The following is a 23,852-nucleotide window of genomic DNA, read 5'->3' as shown; positions in this document are numbered from 1 at the left end:
TTGCCACGCTTGTGGATGTGGCCCGGCATGATGCCGATCTTGCACTCGTCCGGCGTGATGATGCCGGGGCAGTTCGGGCCGATCAGGCGGGTCTTGGAACCGTCCAGGGCGCGCTTGACGCGGACCATGTCCAGCACCGGGATGCCTTCGGTGATGCAGACCACCAGCGGGATTTCGGCGTCGATGGCTTCCAGGATCGCGTCCGCGGCGAAGGGCGGCGGCACGTAGATCACGCTGGCGTTCGCACCGGTCTTCTCCACCGCTTCCGACACGGTGTCGAAGATCGGCAGGTCGAGGTGCTTGGCGCCGCCCTTACCCGGCGTGACGCCGCCGACCATCTTGGTGCCGTAGGCGATGGCCTGCTCGGAGTGGAAGGTGCCCTGGGCTCCGGTGAAGCCCTGGCAGATCACCTTCGTGTTCTTATCGACGAGAACAGCCATGTTACGCGGCCTCCTTCACGGCCTTGACCACCTTCTCGGCGGCATCGGCGAGGTTGTCGGCCGAGAGGATCGGCAGGCCGGATTCGGCCAGGATCTTCTTGCCCAGATCGACGTTGGTGCCTTCCAGGCGCACCACGAGCGGAACGTGCAGGTGCACTTCGCGGGCCGCAGCGACCACGCCCTCGGCGATCACGTCGCAGCGCATGATGCCGCCGAAGATGTTGACCAGGATGCCTTCGACGTTGCTGTCGGACAGGATCAGCTTGAAGGCCGCGGTGACGCGCTCCTTCGTGGCGCCGCCGCCGACGTCGAGGAAGTTGGCCGGCTCGCCGCCATACAGCTTGATGATGTCCATGGTGGCCATCGCCAGACCGGCGCCGTTCACCATGCAGCCGATGTTGCCGTCGAGCTTGACGTAGTTGAGGCTGTGCTTGGCCGCCTCGATCTCCGCCGGGTCTTCCTCGGCCTCGTCACGCAGCTCTTCCACGTCCTTGTGACGGAACAGCGCGTTGTCGTCGAAGTTCATCTTGGCGTCGAGCGCCAGGATGTCGCCCGAACCGGTGACGATCAGCGGGTTGATCTCGACGATGGCGCAGTCCAGGTCCACGAAGGCCTGATAGGCGGCCTGGATGAACTTGGCGGCGGCACCGACCTGCTTGCCTTCCAGGCCCAGCGCGAAGGCGACCTTGCGGGTGTGGTAGCCCTGGATGCCGGTGGCCGGGTCGACGGCGACCTTGACGATCTTCTCCGGCGTGTTGTGGGCGACCTCTTCGATCTCCATGCCGCCTTCGGTCGAGGCCATGATCGTCACGCGGCCGGTGGCGCGGTCGATCAGCATGCCGAGATACAGCTCGCGCTTGATGTCGGCGCCTTCCTCGATATAGAGGCGCTTCACCTCGCGGCCTTCCGCGCCGGTCTGCTTGGTCACGAGGACGTGGTTCAGCATCTCGGACGCGTTCTTGCCGACTTCCTCGATCGACTTGACGACGCGGACGCCGCCCTTGCCCTCGGGGTTGTCCTTGAAGCGTCCGGCGCCGCGGCCGCCGGCATGGATCTGGGACTTCACCACCCAGACCGGACCGCCGAGCTCGCGGGCGACCGTCTCGGCCTCCTGCGGGGTGTAGGCAACGCCGCCGCGGGGAACCGCGACGCCGTACTTCTTCAGCAGGCTTTTCGCCTGGTACTCATGGATGTTCATCGGGCGTCCATCTGTTTTTTGGTTCGGCTGACGAGAACGGGTCGACTGAAGGACAAGACGGGCGCACCACCGGCGCCGCCCCGACCCGGAAAATGGGCCGGGACAGCGCCGGAGAACGCGCAGTCCGCCTTAGGAAGCGGACTTCTCGGCGTCCAGCTTCTTCACGACGTCGACCAGCGTCTTCACCGCGTCGACGGAGTTCTGGAACATCGCCTTCTCTTCGTCGTTCAGCTCGATCTCGATGATCTTCTCGACGCCGCCGGCGCCGATGATCGTCGGGACGCCGACGTAGAGGTCGTCCTGGCCGTACTGGCCGCTCAGGTGGGCGGCGACCGGGAGAACGCGCTTCTGGTCCTTCAGGTAGGACTCGGCCATCTGGATGGCGGACGCGGCCGGGGCGTAGAAGGCCGAACCGGTCTTCAGCAGCTTGACGATCTCGGCGCCGCCGTCACGGGTGCGCTGAACGATGGCGTCCAGCTTCTCCTGCGTGGTCCAGCCCATCTTGACCAGATCGGGCAGCGGGATGCCGGCGACGGTGGAGTAGCGCACCAGCGGGACCATCGTGTCGCCGTGGCCGCCCAGCACGAAGGCGGTGACGTCTTCGACCGAGACGTTGAACTCTTCGGCCAGGAAGTAGCGGAAGCGGGCCGAATCGAGCACGCCGGCCATGCCGACCACGCGCTCCGGCGGCAGGCCGGACGCCTGCTGCAGCACCCACACCATCACGTCGAGCGGGTTGGTGATGACGATGACGAAGGCGTTCGGGGCGTATTTGCCGATGGCCTCGCCGACGGTCTTGCAGACGCCGCTGTTGATGCCGATCAGGTCGTCGCGGCTCATGCCCGGCTTGCGCGGGATGCCGGCGGTGACGATCACGACGTCGGCACCCTCGATGATCGAGTAGTCGTTGCCGCCGGTCAGGCTGGCGTTGAAGCCCTCGACCGGGGAGGTTTCGGCGAGATCCAGCGCCTTGCCGGCCGGCATGCCTTCGGCGATGTCGAACAGGACGACGTCGCCCAGTTCCTTCTGAGCAGCGAGCAGAGCCAGCGTGCCGCCAATCTGGCCGGCACCGACGAGCGCAATCTTCTTGCGAGCCATGGAGCGTTCCCTAAAACGTTTGAGCGTCCCCCATTCAGCGGGAGACTAGAACCGTTGGTCATTCTAACGTCTTAGGGATCCAGCGCCCCGAGATTTCGGAAGCGTAGGTAGCGCGTTTTGTCGCGGAGGGCAAGCATCACCGCAAGCGGGGCATTGCAGCTTTGCGTCGCACCCCCGATGATCCTTTCCAACAGCCGGAGCGTTCGGCTTTATACGTATGGTTCGCGTCCGGTCCTTACCTTGTTCGAATATGGTCGAAGGAGAGCGCTTATGGCCAAGCTCGTGGCCCGTTTCATTCCCGGTCTGACCATGTCGCTGGCGCTCGGCGCCGGCATCGCCGGTGCCCTGGTTGCCGGTGGCGCCCAGGCGCAGACGGTTGGCGATTATGGTGCCGCCATCGCCGCCGCGCCGATCACCGACGCCGCGGCGGAAACCAGCGTCGCCTATTGCCAGCCGCTGACCAACTACGTCTACACCTCGATCGCCGCCGACCAGCGGTCCAGCTGGGTGCTGCCGCTGGTGGCGCTCGACGGCTCGCAGTCGCCGGAGATGGCGGCCAAGCGCGAGGCCTGCCTGAAAGTCCGCCAGCAGGCGCTGATCGCCTTCGATGCCGGCACCGGCGAGCAGATCGTCACCCCGGCCGAGGCGATGGAAGGACCGACCGACCGCGGCCCCTATTACAAGGAGGTCTCGCCCGACACCCCGGTGCCGCAGACCGGCCGCGCCACGCCGCGCCAGCCGATGCCGCGCGGGGGCGTGCAGTAAGGGGGGCTTTTGCCCCCTCCCTCCCACGGCTTCGCCGCGGGTCCCTCCCTTCCCCTCTTCGAGGGAGAGGGAAAGCTCGCAGTACAGCGGCAGTCCCCTCTCCCTCGAAGAGGGGGAGGGCTAGGGAGGGGGCATAACGCGCCTACGGCCCGATGCCGTAGCGTTCCAAATGGCGGGCCATCTCGGCGGGGGACAGCGGGAAGCCGCTGCCCTGCCGGGCGTTCAGTATGGCGCGCGGGTGGATGCCGGCGGCGCGGGCCTGGATCTGCATGGCGCAACGCATCGACAGGCCGGCACGCCAGACCAGCGCGGTGACCGCCTGCGGATCGTGGGAGTCCAGGATCAGTTCCACGACCTCCGGCGCCACGCGGGCGCGGAGCGTCAGCGCCGCCCGAACGAATCCGGCCTCGTTCCACGACATCGCGTCGCCCAGGGCGGTTTCGTCCAGCTTGCCCAGCCGGTGCATGCGGACGGCGCGACGTTCCGGCGACTCGGAGGCTTCCGGGGCTTCGACCCAGTCGATGCGACGGCGGGTGGTGGCGGCGATCTCCGCCACCGTGGCGTCATCGAAATCGGGACGGAGGCGCAGATGCTCCACCACCGCCAGATCGACGAAATCCGCCAGCCGCAACGCCAGCCGGCGGGGCAGGGCGGGGCGGCGGGCCAGCTTCTCCCGCCAGTCGGGATGATGGGCGGATTGCTCCACCAGCGTTTCCAGCGTCGGTTCTGCGATCACCGCCCCGCTGTTGTCCAGCAGGATGCCGGTCGCTTCGGCATGGCCGCTGCCGGCGATGGCGTCGGAGAGGGCGGCACCGATGCTGTGGCGCCGGGCGATGGCCGACAATGCCCAACCGGCTGGGGCGGCGGCGACGATGTCCAGCAGATCCTCATCGCTGAGCGCGGCGCAGCAGCGCAGAACCGGCTCGGCCACCGATTGCTCGACATCGCGTGCCAGCGTCGCCACCACCGACGGGGGCGCGCAGGCGATGTCCTTGATCGCGGTCGCCAGCGCCTCGCGCACGCGGACGATATGGTCGCGGGCCAACTGTTCCAGTGCACGCACGGCGACGGTGCTGACGGTGTCGGCCCCGCCCGGCGGCAGGTCGGGCAACAGGCGGCAGAGCTTGCGGGCCAGCGTGGAGCGAACATCGGCATCGCCCATGCCCGCCAGCCGCGATTCGACCAGCACGTCACCGACCTGACGGGCGACGCTGCGGCCGGGCTGTGCGGGCGGTGGTGTGGTGTCCGGCGAATCGGCGAACAGGTAGTCCATCAACTCGGGCGCGACTCCGCCGTCCGTCTCCGGCGGGAGATCGGGGGAGGGGCGGGGTGGGGAGCGCCGGGCTGTCACCGGACCATGGACCTTCGGTTTGCGCCGCCGCTCGACAGGGGCGAGGGCGGTGGTGGGAGCATCCACGCTATCGAAGCGCCGCCCTAGTTAACGGGTCCCTAATACGGCTACGGTCGAGCCCGTGACATCCTGCGCGCTGGTGGAGGCGGGCATTGCGGATGGAAAAAAAAAGGGCCGCAGCCCGTACGGGCGCGGCCTTTAGTCTAGGGAGGAAACGCACTGCAAAATGCAGTAACGAGGCGGAGTGTACGGTCACAGCCGTGTTAGCGGTACCACGGATTTCGAATTGGTGCGGTGCGATGACCGCATAGCGCGGTATGGAATAAGGCTTGGTTCGCACAGCGGATGGGCGGAAATGCAGTATTCCGCCCATTTCATGAGCAGAGTGGGAGTCGCACGTCAGACGAACGATCAATTTGGAAAATAATAACGTTCGCAATGGTTCGTAAACGAAAAAGGGAGCGCCTTTCGACGCCCCCTTTTCATCCGAATGGAAAGGACGGGATCAGGCCGCCAGCTTCTCGCGGATCAGTGCCTTGGTCTCGTCGATGCCGTAGAGCTGGATGAAGGAGCCCATGCGCGGACCGGTGGTCTGCCCCAGCAGCACCTCGTACAGCGCCTGGAACCACGCCCGCAGTTCGGTGAAGCCGTGCTCCTTGCCAACGGCGAACACCTCGTTCTGGATGGTGTCGGCGCGGGCGTCGGCCGGCAGGCTGTCCAGCTTGGCCAGCAGGTCCTGCAGGGCGGCGCGTTCGGCATCGGTGGGCGCGCGGAACTGCTTGGTCGGCTTCACCTGATCCTGGTAGTAGCGCACGGCATATCCGACCATGCTGTCCAGGAAGGGGCTGTTCTCCGGCGTGGCGTCCGGCGCGTAGCGGCGGATGAAGCCCCACATGGTGTCCTTGGTCTCGGCATTCGCCGCACCCGCCAGATTGAGCAGCAGGTTGAACGACACGTCGGACCGCACAGTCGGCGGCTTGCCGTTGTGGATGTGCCAGGCCGGGTTCTCCAGCTTCTTCGCCGGCTCCTCGCCATGGACCTTGTCGACGAAGGTCAGATATTCGTCGACGGCGCGCGGGATCACGTCGAAGTACAGGCGCTTCGCCGACTTCGGCTTCTGGAACATGTAGAGGGCGAGGCTTTCCTGCGGCGCGTAGGCCAGCCATTCCTCCATCGTCAGGCCGTTGCCCTTCGACTTGGAGATCTTCTGGCCCTTGTCGTCCAGGAACAGCTCGTAGTTGAAGCCTTCCGGCGGGGTGCCGCCGAGGATTTTGCAGATCTTGCCGGCCAGCTCGGCCGAGGGGATCAGATCCTTGCCGTACATCTCGTAATCGACGCCGAGGCCGAACCAGCGCATGCCCCAGTCGGGCTTCCACTGCAGCTTCACATGGCCGCCGGTGACGGGAAGCTCCACCTTCTTGCCGTCCTCGTCCTGGAAGACGATGGTGCCGGCATCGACGTTGCGCTCCAGCATCGGAACCTGCAGCACACGCCCGGTGGAGGGCGAGACCGGCAGGAAGGGGCTGTAGGTCGCCTGACGCTCCGCGCCGAGCGTGGGCAGCATCACCGCCATCACCTCGTCGTAATGGCGCAGGATGCCGAGCAGCGCCTCGTCGAAGCGGCCGGACTTGTACCAGTCGGTGGAGGACTGGAACTCGTACTCGAAGCCGAAGCTGTCGAGGAAGGCGCGCAGCCGGGCGTTGTTGTGGGCGCCGAAGCTGTCATGGGTGCCGAAGGGATCGGGCACCTGGGTCAGCGGCTTGCCCAGGTTGGCCGCCACCATCTCCTTGTTGGGGATGTTGTCGGGAACCTTGCGCAGCCCGTCCATGTCGTCCGAAAAGCAGAACAGCTTGGTCGGAATGTCGCTCATGGTCTGGAAGGCGTGGCGCACCATGCTGGTGCGCGCCACCTCGCCGAAGGTGCCGAGATGCGGCAGGCCCGACGGACCATAGCCGGTCTCGAACAGGACATAGCCTTTGGCGGGCGGCGCTTTCGCGAAGCGCGCGACCAGTTTGCGCGCCTCCTCGAACGGCCATGCCTTCGCCTGCAACGCCAGATCCCGTTCGCCGGTCATCGTCGGACCCTTTCGAAACCAGATAGATAAAGTCAAGGAATGAGGGCAAAGACCCTAGGGCCCGCCGGGCGTGGCGTCAACCGTGGGTGTCTGGCGTGGGGCTCTTGCAGCGTGCCTGCGCGCGGTCCATCCTGCGCCGCCTGCGGGATCGGCTTTGCGGGTATGGGCGGGGTGTCGAGGCGATGAGTTGGCTGTATCTGGCGGTGGCGATCCTGTTCGAGATCGTCGGCACCTCCGCGATGAAGATGTCGGACGGCATGACGCGGCTCGCCCCCGCGGCGGTGGTGGTGCTGTGCTATGGCGTCGCCTTCGTTCTGCTGGCCAAGGCGCTGCGCAGCATCGAGGTCGGCATCGCCTACGCCATCTGGTCGGCGGCGGGAACGGCGGCCATTGCCGCCATCGGCGTGCTGGTGTTCGGGGAATCGTTGACGGTGATGAAGGTGGTGGGCATCGCCCTGATCGTCGCCGGGGTGATCAGCCTGCATGTGGCGAACGGGGCGGCCTGATCACGATAGTTAGGTGTTGACCTAAGTGTTGATCGCCGGTAGGGTGCCCTCATGGATGCGGCACTCGACATGACTTTTCGCGCTCTGGCGGACCCCACGCGCAGGGCAGTTATTCAGGCGCTTGGACGCGGTCCGGCGTCGGTCAGCGATCTTGCGAGACCCTTCGAGATGGCTCTGCCGAGCTTTCTTCAGCATTTGAAGATGCTGGAGGACAGCGGACTCGTGGAAACGCGGAAGGTCGGTCGGGTGCGCACCTGCACGCTGAAGCCGGAGGCGCTGGCGGCGGCGGAAAGCTGGCTTGAAGCCCAGCGCAACCTCTGGACCAAGCGGCTCGACCAACTGGACGGCCTGGTGCTGGATCTGAACAAACGGGAGGAAGGGACCCCATGACCGCTTACAGCGCAACGGACTTCAATCCGCAGCTCGACCTTGAACTGAAGCGTGAGGTCGCGGTTCCGCCGAAGCTCGTCTGGCGGGCCTGGACCGAACCGGAACTTCTGATGAAGTGGTTCACCCCCGCACCCTGGCGGACCACCGCCTGCGAGATCGACCTGCGGCCCGGCGGCAAGTTCCGCACGGTGATGGAGGGGCCGAATGGCGAGAGGAACGACAGCACCGGCTGCTTCCTGGCCGTGGAGCCCGAACGGCTGCTGGTCTTCACCGATGCGCTGGGTCCGGGGTTCCGTCCCACCGGCGGCGGATTCATGACCGCGTCGGTGACCATAGAGCCGACGGCCGGCGGCACGCTCTATACCGCCATCGCCTTCCACAAGGACGAGGCGGCCAAGACACAGCATGAGGAGATGGGCTTCCACCAGGGGTGGGGGACCGCGCTCGACCAGCTTGTCGCGCTGGTGAAGGGACTGTAAGGGGACTGCCCGTTCAGGCCCCGACCCTGAACGGGTTCACCTGCCGGGCGGCGCGTTCCACCGCGTCGGCCGGGCCGGGGCGGCCGAGGAAATAGCCCTGGGCGATGTCGCAGTTCAGTTGGCGCAGGGCCTCCAGCGTTTCGGCATCCTCCACGCCCTCCGCCACGGCGGTCAGGTTCAGGCCGTGGGCCATCTGGATGACGGCGGCGGTGATCTTGGCGCTGTCGTGGCTGCGGGTGAGGTCGGCGACGAAGCTGCGGTCGATCTTCAACTTGTCCACCGCTAGGCGGCCGATATAGGACAGGTTGGAATAGCCGGTGCCGAAATCGTCGATCGACACCTGCACGCCCATCGCCTTGATCCGGCGCAAATTGTCCATCACCACGTCGGTGTTCTGGATCAGCATCGATTCGGTCAGCTCGAGTTCCAGCAGCAGCGGGTCCAGGCCGCTGTCGGCCAGCGCCCCGGTGACGGTGCGGACGAGGTCGCTGCGCTGGAGCTGCAGGGCCGACAGGTTGACCGCGACCGACAGCGACAGGCCGCGGGCGTGCCATGCCGCCGCCTGCCGGCAGGCTTCCGCCAGAACCCAGGCGCCGATGGGGACGATCAGGCCGCTGTCCTCGGCGATGGGGATGAAGGCGCCGGGCGGGACCATGCCCTTTTCCGGATGGTTCCAGCGCAGGAGAGCCTCCGCACCGACGACGGCGCCGGTCTCCAGGCTGACCTGCGGCTGGTAATGGACCAGGAACTCCCCCCGTTCCAGCGCGCGGCGCAGGCCGCTGCGGGTGGACAGATGGGCGACCGCTTCGGCGTTCATCGCCTCGGCATAGAAGCGGTGGGTGTCGCGGCCGGCGGCCTTGGCGTGGTGCAGGGCGGTGTCGGCGTTCTTCAGCAGGGTGGCGAAGTCCTTGCCGTCGGCCGGAGCCAGCGCGACGCCGGAGGATAGGGTGACGGTCAGCTCGTGCCCGTCGATCTGGAAGGGGGCCGCCATGGTCTCGTGCAGGGAGGCGACCGTCTCCACCACCGCGTCGGCGTCGGGCAGGCCGGACAGCAGCAGGATGAACTCGTCGCCGCCGCTGCGGCTGACCGTGTCGGTATCGCGCACCGCGGCCTTCAGCCGTTCCGCCGTGGCGCGCAGCAGGGCATCGCCCACGGCGTGGCCCAGGCTGTCGTTCACCGTCTTGAAGCGGTCGAGCCCGCAGGCGACCAGCGCCACCAGCCGGCCGCTGCGTTCCGCCCGCGCCAGCGCCTGTTCGGTCCGGTCCTGCAGCAGCAGCCGGTTGGGCAGCAGGGTCAGCACGTCGTGGCGCGCCAGATACTCCACCCGTTCCTGCGCCGCCTTGCGCTCGGTGATGTCGCGGGCGACGACCAGCAGGCGGCGGTCGTTGCCGTCCACCGTGGCGCGCCGCATGCTGACCTCCACCCAGAACAGGGTGCCGTCCAGCCGGCGGGCATGCCATTCGAACAGCTGCGGTTCGCCGCCGGACGCTTTGCGGATCCAGGCCGCCGCCTCGTCCCGCGTATAGGGCGGAACGCCGGAGCTGAGCATCCCGACATGGATGTCCGTCAGTGGCGTGTCGCCGATGCGGTACATCTCCGCCATCCGGCGGTTGACCTCCAGGATGGCGCCGCTGTCGATGTCGTGGATGAAGATGGCGTCGGTGACGCTGTCGAAGATGGTGCGGACGCGCTCCTCGCTGGCGGTCAGGGCGGCGACTGCGGTGCGCAGGCTCTCCGTCTTGTTTTCCACCTGACGGCGCAGCAGCAGCACCCAGACCAGTGCGCCGATGCCCAGCACCGCGACCCCAGCCAGCAGCTTGAGCAGCAGATCGATCAGTCCGGGGCTCACCCCGCCCAGGCTGCGGCCGATCCAGCGCTGCTCGATCGCCTTGCGTTCCTCCGGGGCGATGCGGGCGAAGCCGTCGGTGATGAGGCGATGAAGCGCCACGTCGCCCTTGCGGACCGCCCAGTGCAGTTCGCCGGTGTAGAGCGGATCGGTGTAGCGGAAGCGCCCCTGCACCCCGCGCTTGGTCATGTAGTAGGTGGCCGACGGATCGTCCATGCAGAAGACCCGCGTCTCCTGCCGGGCGGCGGCATCCACCATCGCTTCGAAGCCGGGATAACGCTGGAAGGCGGTGATGCCCTGGTCGGTCAGCCATTCGACGCAGAAATCGCCGTCCTTGACCCCGACGGTGAAGGCGCGCAGCGACTCCACCCCGATGATCCCGCTGAGGTCGCTGCTGAACCAGATCGGCACGTCGACGCGGGCGTAGGGGGTGGAGAAGTCGTAGAGCGCATCGCGCGCGCCGTTGCGGAAGATGGTCTCGATCACGTCGGCGGCGCCGGTGTCGACCGCCTGCCGCGCCAGATTCCAGTCGCTCGGCATCATCCGCACCGCGATGCCGGTCTTTTGCGACCACAGCGCCCACAGGTCCTTCACGATTCCGACATGGGTGCCGTCGGCGTTGCGGAAGCTGTAGGGCGGGTAATTGTCATCCAACGCCACCCGGACCTCGGCCGGCCGCGGTCCCGCCTCCGGCGCCGGCATGGCACGCGGTGGCGAGTTGATCGCCACGGCCGGGCCGCCGACCAGCATCGGCAGCAGCAGGACCGCAAGCAGGCGCAGGGCGACCAGCCCGCCGGCAAGGCACCGGCCCCCCAGGTGCCGGCTCCCGAAGGGCCGGCCCGCAGATCGTCCATGATGGGCGGCCCGCGGATCGAGGCTCATCCTCGGGTTCCAGTGCGGATGGCGGGCGGGAGGCGGTGGACGGACATTGACATCGCTCTGGCCGGGGGCTCTTGCCGGGGGCGCACGTGGCGATGGCGCAACCGGGCGCCGTCATCCGGTGGCCACCGCCCCGCTCTCCCCATCTCGCCGGAGAGGGTAGCCCGTTCGCCCAGCCTCGGCAACGGGGGGTTCTCCTTACCCCGTGACAAACACCCGCTTCGAGGGAAGGCGTTGTCAGGTGGGGCGGTCGGGGGATTGAGCCGCGTCAGACGTGTCCTTCGACCGGGCGCGCAGGGCGTCGCGGATTTCCTCCAGCAGCTGCTCCTGCCGCGGCGGCGTCTTCGGCACTTCCCTGTGCAGGATGTGCAGCCGGTTGACCTGCCGGACGATCATGAACAGGGCGCCCGACACGATCAGGAAATTGATGCAGGCGTTGATGAAACGGCCGTAGTTGATGGTGGCGACGCCTGCCGCCTCGGCCGCCTGGAGCGAATCGTAATGGCCGCCGGACAGGCTGAAGAAATAGTTGGAGAAATCAATGCCGCCCATGAGCCAGCCGATCGGCGGCATCAGGATGTCCTTGACCAGGGAATTGACGATTCCCGTAAAGGCGGCGCCGATGATGATGCCGACGGCCAGCTCCACGACATTGCCGCGGCTGATGAATTTCTTGAACTCTTCCAACATGGCGTTCCGTTTCCCTGTAGTGACTCAGGGGAAACGGGGTGGGGAGGGGTTGGTTTCAATGGGAGGCTTTTGCCCCCTCCCTAACCCTCCCCCGCTCGCAAGAGCGGGAGGGTGGGGGCACCCGCAAGGCCCCCCGCCGATTACCCCTTACGCCATGCGCCCGTGGCAGTGCTTGAACTTCTTGCCGGAGCCGCAGGGGCAGGCGGCGTTGCGCGGAGTGTTTTCCATCACCTCCGGCGGCAGCGGCTGGTCTTCCGGCGTGCCGGCGAGCGACGAGGCGCGGACCATGCCGTCCGGCAGGGCTTCGCCTTCGCCAGTACCCATGGCGCCAGCTCCCATGCCCGCCATGGCCAGCGCCGGGTCCATGCGGCCCTCGTGCATCTCCTGCATCTGGCGGGCGAACAGTTCCTCCTGCGACGGGGCCATGCGGATTTCGACATGCATCAGGATGGTGGTGACCTGCTCGCGCAGCGCCATCAGCATGGTGTCGAACAGTTCGAAGGCCTCGCGCTTGTATTCGTTCAGCGGATCCTTCTGGGCATAGGCGCGCAGGTTGATGCCCTGGCGCAGGTGGTCGAGCTGGAGGAGGTGGTCCTTCCATTCCTGGTCCAGGATCTGGAGCAGGATGCTCTTCTCCACATGCCGCATCGTCTCGGCGCCATAGGCCTCCTCCTTCTCCGCATATTTGCGGTCGGCGGCCTCGCGCACGCGCTCCTCGATCTCCGGCTCGGCGATGCCCTCTTCCTTGGCCCACTCGTGAACCGGCAGGTCCATGCCCAGCACGCGGTTGACCGCCTCGTGCAGGCCGTCGATGTCCCACTGCTCGGAGTAGCTGTTGGCCGGAATGGCGGTCGACACCATGTTGGCGATGATCTGGTGGCGCATCTCGCGGATTTCCTCCGCGATGTCCTCGCTCTCCATCACCTCGTGGCGCTGCTCGTAGACGACCTTGCGCTGGTCGTTCATGACGTTGTCGAACTTCAGCAGGTTCTTGCGGACCTCGAAGTGGTGCGCCTCGACCTTCTGCTGCGCCTTTTCCAGCGCCTTGTTGATCCAGGGATGGATGATCGCCTCGCCTTCCTTCAGGCCGAGACGCTGCAGCATGCTGTCCATCCGCTCCGACCCGAAGATGCGCATCAGGTCGTCTTCCAGCGACAGGAAGAACTTCGAGGTGCCGGGGTCGCCCTGGCGGCCGGAGCGGCCGCGCAGCTGGTTGTCGATGCGGCGGCTTTCGTGGCGCTCGGTGCCGACGACATAGAGGCCGCCGGCCTGCTTGACCTTCTCTCGCGCCTCGGCGATCTCGGCTTCGATCTGCTTGATCCGGGCCTCGCGCTCCGGGCCTTCGGGCACATCGGCCAGTTCGACCTCGATCCGCATCTGGAGGTTGCCGCCCAGCTGGATGTCGGTGCCGCGGCCGGCCATGTTGGTGGCGACCGTCACCGCCCCGGCGCGGCCGGCCTGGGCCACGATGTAGGCTTCCTGTTCGTGGTGGCGGGCGTTCAGGACGTTGTGCGGGATGCCGCGCTTGGTCAGAAGTTCCGCCAGCAGCTCCGACTTCTCGATCGAGGTGGTGCCGACCAGCACCGGCTGGCCGCGCTTGCGCGCGTCCTCGATCAGGTCGATCATCGCGTGGTACTTTTCGGTCGCGGTGCGATAGACCTCGTCGTCATGGTCGATGCGCTTGACCGGGACGTTGGTCGGGATGTCGACCACCTCCAGCCCGTAGATCTCGCCGAACTCCGCCGCCTCGGTCAGCGCGGTGCCGGTCATGCCGGCCAGCTTCGGATAGATGCGGAAATAATTCTGGAAGGTGATGGAGGCCAGCGTCTGGTTCTCGCGCTGGATCGTCACCTTCTCCTTGGCTTCCAGTGCCTGGTGCAGGCCTTCGGAGAAGCGGCGGCCTTCCATCATGCGGCCGGTGAACTCGTCGATGATGACGACCTTGTCGTCCTTGACGATGTAGTCCTTGTCGCGCTGGAACAGCATATGGGCGCGCAGCGCCTGCTGCGAATGGTGGACCAGCGCCACGTTCTGGATGTCGTAGAGCCCGCCGGTCTTCAGCAGCCCGGCCTGGCCCAGCAGCTGCTCCATATGCTCCTGGCCGGCTTCGGTGAAGCTGACGGTGCGGTGCTTCTCGTCCTTCTCGTAATCCTCGGGCACCAGCATCGGGATCAGCCGGTCGACCTGGACATACATCTCGGACGAGTCGGTGGACGGGCCGGAGATGATCAGCGGCGTGCGCGCCTCGTCGATCAGGATCGAGTCGACCTCGTCGACGATGGCGTAGTTGAAGGGCCGCTGGACCAGTTCCTCCAGCCGGAACTTCATGTTGTCGCGCAGATAGTCGAAGCCGAACTCGTTGTTCGTGCCGTAGGTGATGTCGGCGGCGTAGGCGGCGCGGCGCTCGTCGTCGTCCAGTCCGTGGACGATGCAGCCGGTGGTCAGGCCGAGGAAGCCGTAGACCCGCGCCATCCAGCCGCTGTCGCGCGAGGCGAGATAGTCGTTCACGGTGACGACGTGAACGCCCTTGCCTTCCAGCGCGTTCAGGTAGACGGCCAGGGTGGCGACCAGCGTCTTGCCTTCGCCGGTGCGCATCTCCGCGATCTTGCCGCTGTGCAGCACCATGCCGCCCATCAGCTGCACGTCGAAATGGCGCTGGCCCAGCACGCGCTTGGCCGCCTCGCGCACGGTGGCGAAGGCGTCGGGCAGGATGTCGTCCAGCGTCTCGCCCTTGGCCAGCCGGTCGCGCAGCCAGTCGGTGCGTCCCTTCAGCTGGTCGTCCGACAGCGCGGCGACCGACGGCTCCAGCGCGTTGATCTGAGCCACGGTCTTGTGCAGCGCCTTGACCGCGCGCGTGTTGGCGGTGCCGAAAATCTTGCGGGCGAGAGCGCCGAACATGAAAACCTCGGGAGTAAAGCGGAATGCGGGCCAGTCTATCGACGGGTCTCACATAGGACTATGGCAAGGCCCTGTCAACGAGACCGGGCAGGTGGAGCCTCCCTGCGGCATTCCGCGAAGCGGGCAGGGCCGGCGCCATTCCCGGCTCGGGTGCCCGCTGCGGGCATGACGGAACCATGAAATCGCATCCAGAAAGCGGGAAGGCGGCTGACGGGAGGGGGCGAGGCTGGTATTGCCGGACGCGGGGCACAGGTCGTTGGAGAGGCCCATGGCCGCCGGATCCGCAGCGGGATCCCAAGCGCACCCCTTGCCCCGCGCGGGCTAGCCATGCTTAATCCCCTGCGGAATCGGGCGCGGAGCGGCGGATGGCTCCGATGCCGCAGGCCATGCGAACCGGGCTCCGACCCATCGGCCGCCCTCTTGTCGCAAAGCATCCGCCGGAAGGAAACAGACACGCCATGGTTCAACGAGTGTTCCGCACCGCGCTCCTGTCGGTTGCCGCCTGTGGCATCGCGCTGGCCGCCAATGCCCAGACGCCGGCTCCCGCCACCCCTGTGCCGGCCACGCCGGCCCCGGCCGCCTCGGCTCCGGCCACGCCTGCCGCTCCGGCCGATCCGGTGGTCGCCCGCGTCAACGGCGAGGAGCTGCACAAGTCGGACGTCTCCCGCATGGTCTCGCAGCTGCCGCCCCAGGTGCAGCAGATGCCGATCGAGATGATCTATCCGGCGGTCATCGACCAGCTGGTCAGCGGCAAGCTGGTCTCCTCGGCCGGCTACAAGGCCGGTCTGGCCGATTCGGCCGAGGTCAAGGACGAGATCAAGCGCGCCGAGGAGCGCGCGGTGCAGCGCGCCTACATCCAGAAGGAGATCAAGGCCCGCATCACCCCCGACACGATGCAGAAGGCCTATCAGGATTTCCTGAAGGAGAACCCGGCGCAGGAGGAGGTCAAGGCCGCCCACATCCTGGTCGAGAAGGAAGACGAGGCCAAGGCCATCATCGCCCAGCTGAAGAAGGGCGGCGATTTCGCCAAGCTGGCCAAGGAGAAATCCAAGGATGCCGCCGCGGCGGCCCAGGGCGGCGACCTCGGCTACTTCACCAAGGACGCGATGGTCGAGCCCTTCGCCAACGCCGCCTTCGCCATGAAGCCGGGCGAGATCAGCAAGGAGCCGGTCAAGACCCAGTTCGGCTATCACATCATCAAGGTCGAGGATAAGCGCACCCAGCCGCAGCCGACGCTCGACGAAGTGAAGCCGCAGCTGGAGCAGACGCTGTCGAAGGACATCGTCACCGCGCTGGTCGAGGAACTGCGCGGCAAGGCGACGATCGAGACCTTCCAGCTGGACGGCTCGCCGATGCCGAAGGAAGAGCCGGCCGCCGCCCCGGCGACCCCGGCCCCGGCCACTCCCGCCGCTCCGGCGGAGCCGGCGAAGAAGTAAGGGGGACGGGGGCGCCGTATTGCCCCCACCCTAACCCTCCCCCGCTGGGCGGGGGAGGGGACTGCCGCCGCTCTTCCGCATCAGCGCCTACTCCCTCCCCCGCCCAGCTCTCGCACAAAGCTCCGCTTTGTGCTGACGCGGCAGGCGGACCGGAGGTCCGCTGAGAGCGGGGGAGGGTCGGGGTGGGGGCAAGAGTCCGCGCTCCGACAAGCAACAATCACCACACCACCACTCCCCACCACGGGAATCCCCTCCATGGCCACGACCCTCTCCCCCTTGGCTCCCGCCAGCTTCCCGACGCTGCCGCCCATCGCGGGCGTGCGCATCGCCACGGCGAACAGCGGCATCCGATACAAGGGCCGCGACGATCTGCTGCTGGCCGTGCTGGATCCCGGCACCAGCGTGGCGGGCGTGCTGACCCGGTCGCTGACCTGCTCGGCCCCGGTGATCTGGTGCCGCGACAGCCTGCCCAAGGGTTCGGCCCGCGCCGTGGTGGTGAATGCCGGCAACGCCAACGCCTTCACCGGCAAGGCGGGCGACGCCACCGTGCAGGCGACCGTCAGCGCCGCCGCCGAACTGGCCGGCTGCGCCCCGGACGAGGTCTACATCGCCTCGACCGGCGTGATCGGCATCCCGCTGGCCGCCGACTCCATCGGCAAATGCCTGGCGCCGATGGCGCCGAGCCTCGCCGCCGATTCGGCCGCGTGGGAAAAGGCCGCCCGCGCCATCATGACCACCGACACCTTCCCGAAGGGCGCGGTGCGCACCGCCACCATCGGCGGCACCACGGTGACCATCGCCGGCTTCGCCAAGGGCTCCGGCATGATCGCGCCGGACATGGCGACGATGCTGGGCTTCGTCTTCACCGACGCCGCCATTGCCGCCACCGCGCTGCAGGACATGCTGTCGGAATTCACCGAGCGCACCTTCAACGCCATCACGGTGGACGGCGACACCTCCACCAGCGACACGCTGCTGCTGTTCGCCACCGGCAAGGCGGGCAACGCCCCGGTGTCGAGCGCCGATGCCGCCGAGCTGGCGGAGTTCCGCGCCGCTCTGGAGGATCTGCTGCTCGATCTGGCGCTGCAGGTGGTGCGTGACGGCGAGGGGGCGACCAAGTTCATCGCCATCACCGTGCGCGGCGCCGACAGCGATGCCGCCGCCAAGCGGATCGGCATGACGGTGGCGAACTCGCCGCTGGTCAAGACCGCGGTCGCCGGCGAGGACGCCAACTGGGGCCGCATCGTCGCCGCCATCGGCCGTGCCGGCGAGCGCGCCGACCGCGACCTCATCAAGATCACCGTCGGCGGCACCCTGATCTGCGCCGACGGGATGGAAGTCCCCGGCTATGACGAGACGCCGGTCGCCAATCACATGAAGGGCAAGGAGATCGACATCGACATCGACCTGGGCCTGGGCAAGGGCACGGCGAAGGTGTGGACCTGCGACCTGACGCACGGCTACATCGACATCAACGGCAGCTATCGGAGCTGACCGCCATCGGAGTCGAGTGATGACCGCCTGTTTCGATCCCAGTTCCACCCCCGCGCCCGGCTCGCTGCCGGTGCTGCTGGTCGTCGCGGTGGCACTCGTCGATGCCGACGGGCGCGTGCTGCTGGCCCAGCGCCCGCCCGGCAAGTCGCTGGCGGGGCTGTGGGAATTTCCCGGCGGCAAGGTGCATGCCGACGAGACGCCGGAGGCAGCGTTGGTGCGCGAACTGAAGGAGGAGTTGGGCATCGACACGGCGGCCAGCTGCCTTGCCCCCTTCACCTTCGCGTCCCACAGCTACGAGAGCTTCCATCTGCTGATGCCGCTCTATGTCTGCCGGGTGTGGGAGGGCGACGTGATGGCACAGGAGGGGCAGAAACTCGCCTGGGTCTACCCGAACCGGATGGGCGATTACCCGATGCCGCCGGCCGACGTGCCGCTTGTGGCGATGCTGCGGGATCTGCTGTAGGAGCCAATACCGCGCGTTGAAAATCGGGCCGCGCGGCTGTATATTTTTCGGAGGTGGCCGGCGGGTGCTGCTACACCCGCCGGCACGCTCCCGATGCTTAGCGGTGGATCAGGCGGATTTCGATCCGCCATCTCCGCCACCGGAGCACCAGGAAGAACGGCATTTTGCTCATGCCACCTTCCTCCTTCTGAAACGGCGGATGGACCACCCATCCGCCGTTTTCAGTTTACACGCGGACGATGAGCGGTCGCCACCTTTTCACACCAATGTGTGGTGGAGCCGGCGAGGGTCCGACCTTTGTTCCCGGGTGTGGCCCTTTGCGGCTTTGCCCCGGGGGCGATCTGTGCCACATGATGGGGCGTTGAGACGACAAGCCGGATCTCCGGCACCACTTTCCTGAACCGCATCGGCGTGGATTCGTTGTTTTCCTACAGCAACCGGGATGCGTCGGACGATGCCCCCGGTCAACGGCCGGCCACGGCGCTCGACGCGCTGCGGACGGTGTTCGGCTACGACTCCTTCCGCGGCCAGCAGGCCGACATCATCGACCATGTGGTGCGCGGCGGCGACGCGCTGGTGCTGATGCCGACCGGCGGCGGCAAGTCGCTGTGCTACCAGATCCCGGCGCTGGTGCGCGACGGGGTGACGGTGGTGGTCTCCCCCCTGATCGCCCTGATGCGCGATCAGGTGACGGCGTTGCGGGAGCTTGGCGTGCGCGCCGCCTTCCTCAACTCCTCCCTCGGACCGGCGGAGGCGCGGGAGGTGGAGCGGGCGATGGTGCAGGGCGAGATCGACCTCGTCTATGTCGCGCCGGAACGGCTGGTGACGCCGCGCTTTCTCGACCTGCTCGACCGCACCCGGCTGGCGCTGTTCGCGCTGGACGAGGCGCATTGCGTGTCGCAGTGGGGGCATGATTTCCGCCCCGAATATCTGCAGCTGTCGATCCTGCACGAACGCCACCCGATGGTGCCGCGCATCGCGCTGACCGCCACCGCCGACGTGCAGACCCGCGCCGAGATCAAGGACAAGCTGGGCCTGACCGACGCCCGCGTCTTCCTGTCCAGCTTCGACCGGCCCAACATCACCTACCGCGTGGTGCCGAAGAAGAGCGAGCGTCAGCAGATGCTGGCCTTCCTGCGCGAAAACCACCCGGAAGACGCCGGCATCGTCTATTGCATGTCGCGCAACAAGGTGGAGGAGGTCGCCGCCTGGCTGAACCAACAAGGTCGCGAGGCTCTGCCCTACCATGCCGGGCTGCCGGCCGACGTGCGCGAGGCCAACCAGGACCGCTTCATCAAGAGCGAGGGTCTGGTGATGGTCGCCACGGTGGCCTTCGGCATGGGCATCGACAAGCCGAACGTCCGCTTCGTCTGCCACCTCGACCCGCCCAAGAGCCTGGAAGCCTATTACCAGGAGACCGGCCGCGCCGGCCGCGACGGCCTGCCCGCCAATGCCTGGATGGCCTACGGCATGGCCGACGTGGTGATGCTGCGCCAGATGCTGGAGCAGTCGGAGGCCGGCGACAGCCACCGCCGTGTGGAGCGCGGCAAGCTGGAGGCCCTGCTGGGCTTCTGCGAGACGCCGGACTGTCGCCGTCAAGTGCTGCTGAACTATTTCAATGAGACCTTGCCGGAGCCCTGCGGCAACTGCGACACCTGTCTGGACCCGGTCGAGACCTGGGACGGCACCGTCGCCGCGCAGAAGGCGCTGTCGGCGGTCTACCGCACCGGTCAGCGCTATGGCGCCGGGCATCTGATCGACGTGCTGGTCGGCAACGCCACCGAGAAGGTCGTGCAGCAACAGCATGACCGGCTGAAGACCTTCGCCGTCGGCAAGGATTTGTCGAAGGTCGAATGGCAGTCGGTCTACCGCCAGCTGGTGGCGACCGGGCTGCTGACCGTCGATCTGGAGGGCTATGGCGGCTTCCGCCTGACCGATGCCGGCGTCGCCGTCATCAAGGGCCAGCGCGTGGTGAAGCTGCGCAAGGATCCGGTGCTGGAGCGCCGCCGCGGCGTCCACGACGCGCTGCGGCGCCACACCGCGCGGGGCGGGTCGGTCGGCGGCGGATCGAGTGGGGAGGGCGTGTCGCGCTCCGGCGCCCGCGGTGCGCTGTCGGCGGCGGATGATGCCCTGTGGCATGCGCTGAAGGACTGCCGCACGGCGCTGGCGAAGGCGCAGAGCGTACCGCCCTATGTGATCTTTCACGACAGCACGCTGCTGGAGATGGTGGCCCAGCGCCCCCGCGACCACGCCGCCTTCGCCCATCTGCCGGGGGTCGGTGGGCGCAAGCTGGAACGCTACGCCGACGCCTTCCTGGAGGTGATCCGGCAGCACGGGTGAGGCGTTCGGGTGCATGGCAGGGATGAGTGCGGGCGGTCGATTTTTCCGAAATTCACCGCTTGCATCCCACGAAGCACCTCGCTATGTTCCGCGCCACAACGACGCCGCAGTAGCTCAGGGGTAGAGCAACTGATTCGTAATCAGTAGGTCCGGGGTTCAAATCCCTGTTGCGGCACCAGTTTCTTCAAGGGCTCGGCAAGCAATTGCCGGGCCCTTGATCGTTTCTGGTCTTGGATCCCCAAGGGGGTTGCTGACGGTGACGCTTGCCGGCGGTCCTATGGAGAGAAGACCACCGGTGTGATCCGCACCGCCATGTCGAGCGCAACTCCGGAGCGAAGGATTCTCAGGACCGCTATGGCGCCCACGCTTGCATCGCGGATCATGGATTGCAGATCCTCAGGCGACGATACCATGCGGCCGTTGGCTTCGATGATGGCGTCACCCGGCAAGGCTCCGGCGCGCGCGGCGGGGGAGCCGGGTACGACCTGCTGCACCACAAGAGCGGCGCCGCCGGGCACCACATAGAGGCCCAGTCCCGGACGGGCCGATCCGCGCTGCAAGGTTCCGGATTCCGCAGGGAACCGTGAGCCAAAATCGGGTGCCGCAGCGACGGCGGTGTCGGCGCCCAACATCCGCGCGACCGCCGCATCGGCGATTTCCATGGGGATTGCGAAGCCCAGCGTGGAACCGCCTGGAGCGGTTTGAACCGCCGCCGTGTTGATCCCGACGACTTCCCCGCGACAGCTCAGCAATGGACCGCCGGAATTGCCGGGACGCAGCGGCACCGTCGTCTCCACCATTCCCATCATGTGACGGTTCGGCGCTGTGATGACTTCGCGGCCGAAGCCGTTGACGATGCCCGTGCTCAAGGTGGTTCCCTGGCCGAACGGGTTGCCGATCGCCAGCACGGCGTCACCCGGCTGCAGAGTGGCGGCCGATGCGCGCGGTGCTGCCGGGGGAAGGGGGCCGTCGACCGACAGCACCGCCAGATCCTGGTCGGGTGAACGGGCCACGACCCGGGCCGCGCGACGCTCGCCGCTGGCCAGTGTGACGGTGTGCTGGTCCCCGACGGTTGCGACATGGTCGTTGGTGACGATGTGGCCGTCGCTGTCCCAGATGACCCCCGTTCCGAAGGCGGGTTGTCCGCCGAATGTCCGGATCGTGATCTTCACCGTCGATGCGGTGCTTGCCGGCAATACCCGGAAGCCGGTCGGATCGCAGCCGGCGAGAGCCGGTTGGAGCGTCAACAGGGAAAGGGCGATGGCCGTCGCCAGTGCAGCAAGTCTTTGCATAGCGAGTACCTCCTCGGAAGCAGCCAAACAAAAACGATGCCAACTGACGGCAGTTGACCGGACAAAGAGAAATCTCAAGGATGCCAGTGAGGAGTTGCCTCTTCCGATAACGCCGTGCTCTTGGACAATGAATAGCGCCGGCATTTTTTGCCGGGAGCCAGGACATTTATTCCCAGCCATCCGTAATTGGTTCGGTGGGCATTTTCTGCAAGGCGGCAAGCGCAAGGCGATCGGGGTAAAGCCTATGGCGGGCAACAATCCGCAATCGATCCAACCAATTTGCCGATAATTTTATATGTCCGCTCTGTAATTGCTTCTGATGATTTTAGAGTGTTTAAAAGCCTTCCCACAAAACCAGCAATCGTGGATTATTCTATCCATAAGTGGTGGCCCGAAGGGGGCAGCCTGCAATAAACGGCTAACGAAGGATTAACCAATGCGCACGCCAGTCATTGTCGCTCTTTTCCTGGCCGCTGGTCTGGCGGGTTGTACGACCACGAACGGTTCGACCGTTGCCGGCGTTGCCGTTACTGCCACTCCGGTGGTTGCTACCCAGGTTATGTCCGCTCAGGTGGTTTCCACGCCGGTGATGGCGACACCGGTCGTCTCGGCTCCGATGGTCGCAAGCCCGGTCTTGGCGGCACCGGTTGTATCTACCCCGGTCGTGTCCGCTCCTGTGATGGCTGCTCCTGTGATGGCCACGCCGGTGATGGCCGCGCCGGTGATGGCGGCCCCCGTCGTCTCCGCTCCGGTGATTTCGGCGCCCGTCATGGCGACTTCGGTGGTTTCCACTCCGATGATGGCCGCCCCCGTGGTGAGCGCGCCGGTCGCCGGTTCGCCGGTCTATTACGTGCGCTGAACGTCCGCGGCTGCAGATAGGAGGCTGAGATGATGAAAGCGCTCGCTTGCGCAACATTGCTGGTCGCCGGCATGGCCGGTGCGGCACAGGCTCAGGTCGTCTATTACGGAACGCCGGTGGTTGCGACGACTTCGGTCGTTACCGCTCCCACAGTGACGACCTTCGTCGTCGCGCCGACCGCGATGATCGCATCCCCGATCGTTGCTGCTCCGGTGGTCAGCACGCCCATGGTCGCGCCGACGGTGGTTGCTTCTCCCGTGGTGGCCGCCCCCGTGGTGGCGGCGCCGGTCGTTGCAGCGCCTGTCGTCGCTGCTCCGGTGGTCGCGATGCCTACCTACATGGTTCCGACCTATGCGGCGCCGGTTTACCGTGTCCGTTAGGCAGGATAAGGGAGGCTCGTGATGCGCTTGCCCATATGCACCGCCGCAACCCTGTTCGCCATTGCTGCCGCTTGGCCGGCCCAGGCGCAGGTGACCTATTACGGCACTCCCGTCGTTGCGGGACCGATGATGGGGGTGCTTATGGCCGCTCCGGTGGTGGCTGCGCCCGTCGTTGCCCCGGTGATGGCTGCTCCGGTGGTGGCGGGGCCGGTGGCTTACGCGACCAGCCCGTCGGTCCGTGGGTTCTACCAGGTGAAGCAGGGTGGACGGCTTGAAACGGTCGCCCGGAAGGTCGGCGTTTCCCTGGCGGATTTGGTCCGCCTGAACCCGTTGCTCGATCCGCAGGAGCGGCTGGTGCCCGGCACTCTGGTCGCCCTGCCGGTTCCGTAAGCCGGAATCTCCCAGCTGCCAATGTTCGGAAACGCAGATCTCCGTACCGGTTTGCAGGCGGTGGGCAAAGCGGTGGTTCTGGCGGCGGTGCTAGTCACCGCCGCCTGCACTGCCACCCGCGAACCGTCACCCGCGGGCGTTATCGAGCCGTCCTATGTCTTCGCCATCGGAGCCAACAAAAGCGACGTGCTGGGCATGTTGGGAGTTCCGCAGGCAGGGCCTCGGTTCGACCGTTACAGCAACCTGACCGAGGTGACCTACAGCTATCCGTTCCGCGCCGTGCAGGCCGAATCCCGGCTGAAGGACGGAACGACGCGAGTTGAGATGGTCGACACCATTCATTTCTTCTTCAACCAGAAAAATCTGGTCGAGCGCATGGCCTTTCGGACCGACCGTTATTATCCGAGCTTCACCGATTTTCCCGTTCACAAGGTCACCATCCTGCCCCGGCTGATCGACCGGCAGGGGCGTGTCCGCCCGGTCGCCGACGCTTCGCATTCCACGCGGCAGGCGGAGGGCTGAGACGGCATGGCGACTGGTAACGGGAGAAAGCGCCGAGGCTCCGCGCACACTCCGGATAAGGA

The 23,852-nt window shown here is 66.7% G+C and carries 20 protein-coding genes, 1 tRNA gene and 1 pseudogene; 12 read left to right on the top strand and 10 right to left on the bottom strand.

What is annotated here, in order from left to right:
* From FZ983_RS29220 to mdh, 3 genes and pseudogenes are all read right to left on the bottom strand, one after another.
* Nucleotides 1-440 (bottom strand): annotated as a pseudogene (locus FZ983_RS29220) (succinate--CoA ligase subunit alpha); the annotation flags it as partial.
* A gap of 1 nt (nucleotide 441) precedes the next feature.
* Nucleotides 442-1,638, bottom strand: coding sequence for an ADP-forming succinate--CoA ligase subunit beta (gene sucC, locus FZ983_RS29215; protein ID WP_149228034.1), 1,197 nt, complete (start codon nucleotides 1,636-1,638; stop codon nucleotides 442-444).
* Between the two features lie 129 nt (nucleotides 1,639-1,767).
* Nucleotides 1,768-2,736, bottom strand: coding sequence for a malate dehydrogenase (gene mdh / locus FZ983_RS29210; RefSeq protein ID WP_149228032.1), 969 nt, complete (start codon nucleotides 2,734-2,736; stop codon nucleotides 1,768-1,770).
* Between the two features lie 270 nt (nucleotides 2,737-3,006).
* On the opposite strand from mdh, the gene FZ983_RS29205 reads away from it, so the two are divergent.
* Complete coding sequence (locus tag FZ983_RS29205; RefSeq protein ID WP_149228030.1) at nucleotides 3,007-3,501, top strand: hypothetical protein; 495 nt, start codon at nucleotides 3,007-3,009, stop codon at nucleotides 3,499-3,501.
* Between the two features lie 142 nt (nucleotides 3,502-3,643).
* Here FZ983_RS29205 and FZ983_RS29200 read toward each other — a convergent pair whose 3' ends face one another.
* A complete protein-coding gene (locus FZ983_RS29200) occupies nucleotides 3,644-4,918 on the bottom strand; it encodes a DUF2336 domain-containing protein (RefSeq protein ID WP_247884025.1) in 1,275 nt (424 codons plus the stop codon).
* A 439-nt stretch (nucleotides 4,919-5,357) separates the two neighbouring features.
* Nucleotides 5,358-6,926 (bottom strand): lysine--tRNA ligase, encoded by a 1,569-nt coding sequence (locus FZ983_RS29195; protein ID WP_149228028.1) that lies wholly within the window; start codon nucleotides 6,924-6,926, stop codon nucleotides 5,358-5,360.
* Between the two features lie 182 nt (nucleotides 6,927-7,108).
* Between FZ983_RS29195 and FZ983_RS29190 the strand changes: the two genes are divergently transcribed.
* Genes FZ983_RS29190 through FZ983_RS29180 form a run of 3 tightly spaced genes read left to right on the top strand, consistent with a single transcriptional unit; the run spans nucleotide 7,109 to nucleotide 8,301 of the window.
* Nucleotides 7,109-7,432 carry a multidrug efflux SMR transporter gene (locus FZ983_RS29190; RefSeq protein ID WP_149228026.1) on the top strand — a complete coding sequence of 108 codons (324 nt, stop codon included), beginning with the start codon at nucleotides 7,109-7,111 and terminating at the stop codon, nucleotides 7,430-7,432.
* A 51-nt stretch (nucleotides 7,433-7,483) separates the two neighbouring features.
* Nucleotides 7,484-7,822, top strand: coding sequence for a metalloregulator ArsR/SmtB family transcription factor (locus FZ983_RS29185; protein WP_149228024.1), 339 nt, complete (start codon nucleotides 7,484-7,486; stop codon nucleotides 7,820-7,822).
* On the top strand, nucleotides 7,819-8,301 hold the full coding sequence (locus FZ983_RS29180) for an SRPBCC family protein (protein ID WP_149228022.1): 483 nt from the start codon (nucleotides 7,819-7,821) through the stop codon (nucleotides 8,299-8,301). Before FZ983_RS29185 ends, FZ983_RS29180 begins: the two co-directional genes overlap by 4 nt.
* Before the next feature lie 13 nt (nucleotides 8,302-8,314).
* On the opposite strand, the gene FZ983_RS29175 is transcribed toward FZ983_RS29180, so the two are convergent.
* From FZ983_RS29175 to secA, 3 genes are all read right to left on the bottom strand, one after another.
* Nucleotides 8,315-11,029, bottom strand: coding sequence for an EAL domain-containing protein (locus FZ983_RS29175; protein ID WP_149228020.1), 2,715 nt, complete (start codon nucleotides 11,027-11,029; stop codon nucleotides 8,315-8,317).
* A gap of 234 nt (nucleotides 11,030-11,263) precedes the next feature.
* Nucleotides 11,264-11,716, bottom strand: coding sequence for a large conductance mechanosensitive channel protein MscL (mscL, locus tag FZ983_RS29170; protein WP_149228018.1), 453 nt, complete (start codon nucleotides 11,714-11,716; stop codon nucleotides 11,264-11,266).
* A 147-nt stretch (nucleotides 11,717-11,863) separates the two neighbouring features.
* A complete protein-coding gene (gene secA, locus FZ983_RS29165) occupies nucleotides 11,864-14,614 on the bottom strand; it encodes a preprotein translocase subunit SecA (RefSeq protein WP_149228016.1) in 2,751 nt (916 codons plus the stop codon).
* Nucleotides 14,615-15,072: 458 nt separating this feature from the next.
* On the opposite strand from secA, the gene FZ983_RS29160 reads away from it, so the two are divergent.
* The 5 genes from FZ983_RS29160 (at nucleotide 15,073) to FZ983_RS29140 (ending at nucleotide 20,525) form a co-directional block, all read left to right on the top strand.
* Nucleotides 15,073-16,050, top strand: coding sequence for a peptidylprolyl isomerase (locus FZ983_RS29160; protein WP_149228013.1), 978 nt, complete (start codon nucleotides 15,073-15,075; stop codon nucleotides 16,048-16,050).
* Between the two features lie 255 nt (nucleotides 16,051-16,305).
* On the top strand, nucleotides 16,306-17,544 hold the full coding sequence (argJ, locus tag FZ983_RS29155) for a bifunctional glutamate N-acetyltransferase/amino-acid acetyltransferase ArgJ (protein WP_149228011.1): 1,239 nt from the start codon (nucleotides 16,306-16,308) through the stop codon (nucleotides 17,542-17,544).
* Nucleotides 17,545-17,563: 19 nt separating this feature from the next.
* Complete coding sequence (locus FZ983_RS29150; protein ID WP_149228008.1) at nucleotides 17,564-18,007, top strand: (deoxy)nucleoside triphosphate pyrophosphohydrolase; 444 nt, start codon at nucleotides 17,564-17,566, stop codon at nucleotides 18,005-18,007.
* A gap of 411 nt (nucleotides 18,008-18,418) precedes the next feature.
* On the top strand, nucleotides 18,419-20,347 hold the full coding sequence (gene recQ / locus FZ983_RS29145) for a DNA helicase RecQ (RefSeq protein ID WP_149228006.1): 1,929 nt from the start codon (nucleotides 18,419-18,421) through the stop codon (nucleotides 20,345-20,347).
* Between the two features lie 103 nt (nucleotides 20,348-20,450).
* Nucleotides 20,451-20,525 (top strand) — tRNA-Thr (locus FZ983_RS29140).
* Between the two features lie 97 nt (nucleotides 20,526-20,622).
* Here the strand turns inward: FZ983_RS29140 and FZ983_RS29135 are convergent.
* Complete coding sequence (locus FZ983_RS29135) at nucleotides 20,623-21,639, bottom strand: trypsin-like peptidase domain-containing protein (RefSeq protein WP_188092569.1); 1,017 nt, start codon at nucleotides 21,637-21,639, stop codon at nucleotides 20,623-20,625.
* Between the two features lie 567 nt (nucleotides 21,640-22,206).
* Entirely contained in the window at nucleotides 22,207-22,410 is a 204-nt protein-coding gene (locus tag FZ983_RS29130; RefSeq protein ID WP_149228003.1) for a hypothetical protein, read from the bottom strand.
* A 117-nt stretch (nucleotides 22,411-22,527) separates the two neighbouring features.
* Between FZ983_RS29130 and FZ983_RS29125 the strand changes: the two genes are divergently transcribed.
* The 3 genes from FZ983_RS29125 (at nucleotide 22,528) to FZ983_RS29115 (ending at nucleotide 23,790) form a co-directional block, all read left to right on the top strand.
* Complete coding sequence (locus tag FZ983_RS29125; protein ID WP_149228001.1) at nucleotides 22,528-22,878, top strand: hypothetical protein; 351 nt, start codon at nucleotides 22,528-22,530, stop codon at nucleotides 22,876-22,878.
* A gap of 21 nt (nucleotides 22,879-22,899) precedes the next feature.
* Nucleotides 22,900-23,268, top strand: coding sequence for a LysM domain-containing protein (locus tag FZ983_RS29120; RefSeq protein WP_149227999.1), 369 nt, complete (start codon nucleotides 22,900-22,902; stop codon nucleotides 23,266-23,268).
* 72 nt (nucleotides 23,269-23,340) lie between these two features.
* A complete protein-coding gene (locus FZ983_RS29115; protein ID WP_188092568.1) occupies nucleotides 23,341-23,790 on the top strand; it encodes a hypothetical protein in 450 nt (149 codons plus the stop codon).
* Nucleotides 23,791-23,852: the final 62 nt, after the last annotated feature.

The sequence above is a fragment of the Azospirillum sp. B21 genome, from assembly GCF_008364825.1.
GTDB lineage: Bacteria > Pseudomonadota > Alphaproteobacteria > Azospirillales > Azospirillaceae > Azospirillum.
Note: the sequence above shows the minus strand (reverse complement) of the source record. Positions and strands in the feature narration are given on the sequence as shown.

Coding starts and splice junctions, on each gene's coding strand:
- sucC (WP_149228034.1), bottom strand. CDS start 1,638: ATGAACATCCATGAGTACCAGGCGAAAAGCCTGCTGAAGAAGTACGGC.
- mdh (WP_149228032.1), bottom strand. CDS start 2,736: ATGGCTCGCAAGAAGATTGCGCTCGTCGGTGCCGGCCAGATTGGCGGC.
- FZ983_RS29205 (WP_149228030.1), top strand. CDS start 3,007: ATGGCCAAGCTCGTGGCCCGTTTCATTCCCGGTCTGACCATGTCGCTG.
- FZ983_RS29195 (WP_149228028.1), bottom strand. CDS start 6,926: ATGACCGGCGAACGGGATCTGGCGTTGCAGGCGAAGGCATGGCCGTTC.
- FZ983_RS29190 (WP_149228026.1), top strand. CDS start 7,109: ATGAGTTGGCTGTATCTGGCGGTGGCGATCCTGTTCGAGATCGTCGGC.
- FZ983_RS29185 (WP_149228024.1), top strand. CDS start 7,484: ATGGATGCGGCACTCGACATGACTTTTCGCGCTCTGGCGGACCCCACG.
- FZ983_RS29180 (WP_149228022.1), top strand. CDS start 7,819: ATGACCGCTTACAGCGCAACGGACTTCAATCCGCAGCTCGACCTTGAA.
- FZ983_RS29175 (WP_149228020.1), bottom strand. CDS start 11,029: ATGAGCCTCGATCCGCGGGCCGCCCATCATGGACGATCTGCGGGCCGG.
- mscL (WP_149228018.1), bottom strand. CDS start 11,716: ATGTTGGAAGAGTTCAAGAAATTCATCAGCCGCGGCAATGTCGTGGAG.
- secA (WP_149228016.1), bottom strand. CDS start 14,614: ATGTTCGGCGCTCTCGCCCGCAAGATTTTCGGCACCGCCAACACGCGC.
- FZ983_RS29160 (WP_149228013.1), top strand. CDS start 15,073: ATGGTTCAACGAGTGTTCCGCACCGCGCTCCTGTCGGTTGCCGCCTGT.
- argJ (WP_149228011.1), top strand. CDS start 16,306: ATGGCCACGACCCTCTCCCCCTTGGCTCCCGCCAGCTTCCCGACGCTG.
- FZ983_RS29150 (WP_149228008.1), top strand. CDS start 17,564: ATGACCGCCTGTTTCGATCCCAGTTCCACCCCCGCGCCCGGCTCGCTG.
- FZ983_RS29135 (WP_188092569.1), bottom strand. CDS start 21,639: ATGCAAAGACTTGCTGCACTGGCGACGGCCATCGCCCTTTCCCTGTTG.
- FZ983_RS29130 (WP_149228003.1), bottom strand. CDS start 22,410: ATGACGGGCGCCGAAATCACCGGAGCGGAGACGACGGGGGCCGCCATC.
- FZ983_RS29125 (WP_149228001.1), top strand. CDS start 22,528: ATGATGAAAGCGCTCGCTTGCGCAACATTGCTGGTCGCCGGCATGGCC.
- FZ983_RS29120 (WP_149227999.1), top strand. CDS start 22,900: ATGCGCTTGCCCATATGCACCGCCGCAACCCTGTTCGCCATTGCTGCC.